This window comes from Nodularia sp. LEGE 04288, from assembly GCF_963896525.1.
Classification (GTDB): Bacteria; Cyanobacteriota; Cyanobacteriia; order Cyanobacteriales; family Nostocaceae; genus Nodularia.
The window spans coordinates 1-2924 of sequence record NZ_CAWQOY010000068.1; the positions used below are offsets into that span (position 1 = coordinate 1).

The 2924-nt window shown below is 41.3% G+C and carries 4 protein-coding genes; 2 read left to right on the plus strand and 2 right to left on the minus strand.

Features of this window, described 5'->3' with window-relative positions; translation table 11 throughout:
- Positions 1-20 precede the first annotated feature (20 nt).
- On the minus strand, positions 21-902 hold the full coding sequence (locus AACX33_RS05250) for a carbohydrate ABC transporter permease (protein WP_193998092.1): 882 nt from the start codon (positions 900-902) through the stop codon (positions 21-23).
- 21 nt (positions 903-923) lie between these two features.
- Here AACX33_RS05250 and purN point away from each other — a divergent pair, with 21 nt between their 5' ends.
- Complete coding sequence (purN, locus tag AACX33_RS05255; protein ID WP_193998093.1) at positions 924-1586, plus strand: phosphoribosylglycinamide formyltransferase; 663 nt, start codon at positions 924-926, stop codon at positions 1584-1586.
- Positions 1587-1793: 207 nt separating this feature from the next.
- Entirely contained in the window at positions 1794-2216 is a 423-nt protein-coding gene (locus AACX33_RS05260) for a DUF4351 domain-containing protein (protein ID WP_227789454.1), read from the plus strand.
- An 85-nt stretch (positions 2217-2301) separates the two neighbouring features.
- Here AACX33_RS05260 and AACX33_RS05265 read toward each other — a convergent pair whose 3' ends face one another.
- Positions 2302-2892 (minus strand): CPBP family glutamic-type intramembrane protease, encoded by a 591-nt coding sequence (locus tag AACX33_RS05265; RefSeq protein WP_193998094.1) that lies wholly within the window; start codon positions 2890-2892, stop codon positions 2302-2304.
- Positions 2893-2924 lie beyond the last annotated feature (32 nt).

The window sequence follows — 2924 nt, forward strand, 5'->3', positions numbered from 1 at the left end:
CTGCCTCTTCCCCCTGCCTCTTACTCATCGCCCCAAGTTTGTAACTGCAAATACACAAAGACTAAGGTAACGGCTAACAATACTGTGGCGGCTGCGGCGGCGTAACCAAAATCAAATTGTGCGAATGCTTCTTGGTAAATGTAGTAAACCAGCAAGTTGGTAGAATTGAGGGGTCCACCACCTGTAATTACATAAACCTGTTCAAAACTGCGTAATGTAAAAATAGCTGTGGTGACGGTAGCAAATATCATCGTAGGACGCAATCCGGGCAGGGTGACGTGCCAAAACTGCTGCCAAGCATTTGCCCCATCCAATTCTGCTGCTTCATAGCGACTGGGAGGAACTGCTTGCAATCCTGCTAAGAATACCACCATATTAAAGCCCAATTGCTTCCAAATACTCAAGACAATTAGTACCGGCATCGCCCAAACTGTACTTCCTAGCCAAGGAATGGGTGCAATGCCAAATAAATCTAAAAATGCGTTTGCTGGTCCATCGGTTTGAAATAGCCAGCGAAAGCCTAAACCAGCCGCTACCAGGGAGATAATTGAGGGCAGAAAATAGGCACTCCGCAGCAGTCCCCGCAAGGCAAGAGATTTGTCTAATAGCACTGCTAGTCCCAAGGGAATCACTAAGCTAGGAATGACTGTGGCAACGGTAAAATAAATGGTGTTACCCAAAACTTGCCAAAAATCAGGGGTCTGTAGCAAGCGCCAATAATTTCTCAAACCTACCCAAGTCGTACCTGATGAGGTGAAACTTCCAGTCGTAAAACTGAGGTAGAACAAATAAGCGATAGGCCAAATGATGAAGATGCTGAGTAAAATCAGTGCTGGGGAAAGAAAAGTCCAAGCCGCAAATGTATCATTATCTAACCAGGACTTAGTATCTGTTTTTGGCATTTATAATTTTTCCTCTTTTTTATGACTCTCCGCCCTGATTCTACCGTTAGCCTGGTTGCTCCTAGTCTGAGCAATTGCCCATCTTCCCAAAGCACTCCTTTAAAACTGGGGATTATGGCTTCTGGTAGTGGCAGTAATTTTGAAGCTGTTGCTCAAGCGATCGCCAATGAGCAATTAAACGCTCAAATTCAAGTTTTAGTTTATAATAACCCCTTAGCGAAAGCTCCTATCCGGGCGGCTAATAGAGGTGTGGAAGCTGTCTTATTAAATCACCGCGATTACACCAGCCGGGAAGCATTTGATCAGCAAATTGTCAAGACTTTGCAGCAGTATGATGTTGATTGGGTAATTATGGCTGGTTGGATGCGTTTGGTGACACCAGTGTTAATTGATGCCTTTACAGACAAGATCATTAATATTCATCCCAGTTTGTTGCCGAGTTTTAAAGGTATTAATGCTGTAGAACAAGCTTTAGCATCTGGAGTCAAAATTACTGGCTGTACAGTACATTTAGTGTGTTTGGAAGTAGACAGCGGCCCGATATTAATCCAAGCAGCTGTGCCGATTTTCCCAGACGACACATCCGAAACACTCCATGCCAGGATTCAAATTCAGGAACATCGAATTTTACCACAGGCGATCGCCCTAGCTGCGGCACGGGAAATCAGTCCAAATAATTACTAATTCGTAATTCGTAATTCGTAATTATTTGGGTACAAGCTCCCACTGATTCTAACTACGAATTACGAATTATCAATTACGAATTATGTAGTTAACTTTCCCCATCGCAAGATTTTAGAATTTAACTATGTTGCCATTCAATTAAATAATCTCAACTGGCGAAGTTTTTTAAACAAACCAAATCCCGTAGCTGCCGCCTTAATGGCAAAAATGAACTTTCAACCAGAAGAGAGAATTAAAGTTAAGCTAGAATGCTTAAGGATGTTAGTTACGCTGCAATTAAACCCTGCTAAAATAGAATTAATTTCTGGTTTTATTGACACCTATCTAAAATTAAACACAACTGAAGAGCAAGAATTAAACTCTGAACTACACCAAGCTAATTTAATTGAAGAGGAAAAAATCATGGAAATAGTGACTAGTTGGATGGAAAAGGGCATTGAAAAGGGCATTGAACAAGGAGAACAAAAAATTGTTAAAAAACTACTAAAGCGGCGATTTAATGATATTCCCCCTGCTATAGAAAGCCGAATTAATGAATTATCTTCACCACAAATCGAAAGTCTAGCAGACGCAATTTTTGATTTGCAAACTTTAGATGACTTAATCAACTGGTTAGAGCAACAAGGGTAATAAGATAGTAGTGAAAACTTTAGTCCTATCTATCCATATTTTGAGCAAAATATCCACGGGGGTTTGAATCCCCGTAAACAAAATTTTAAGCACTTTTCATTTGGTTGAACTTCCAAAAAAAACCAGAAATCCAATTTGTGATCATGTGGGCAACAATTGGCACTAACAAGTTACCAGTTAACAAGGCACTAAACCCCAGCATTAAGCCAATGATAGTTGCCCAAATCACATAAGGCCATTGTTGGGGACCACTGAGATGCAAAATACCAAAGGCTAGACTAGAGACAATCACAGCTACATTATCTAAGCCTAAAGCTGGCAGCATCACACCCCGAAATAAAAGTTCTTCACTTAACGCCGGGAGTAAGCCCAGCCAAATCAAATCGGGTAAAGCTAAAGGCTTGAGTACTATGTCCAGATAATAATCGGCGCTTTGACGATAGGCAGGGTAAAAGCGATAAGCTAAACCACTTAAGGCGATGATGATCAACCCTAGCCCTAATCCTAAGAATACATCTGTTGCTGACCAGTACCATCTTAATAAGTAAAAATTGCCATAGGTTAACCATACTTTGGCGACTATCCATAATAGGATTGCAGTCACTCCCATAGCTACTAATACTTGGGTGCGTGTCAAGTTGGGAATTTCTGGTTCTTGATTTTGTTGTTCAACCACGAGATTTTGGGGGTAGGGAATGGGGAGTGGGG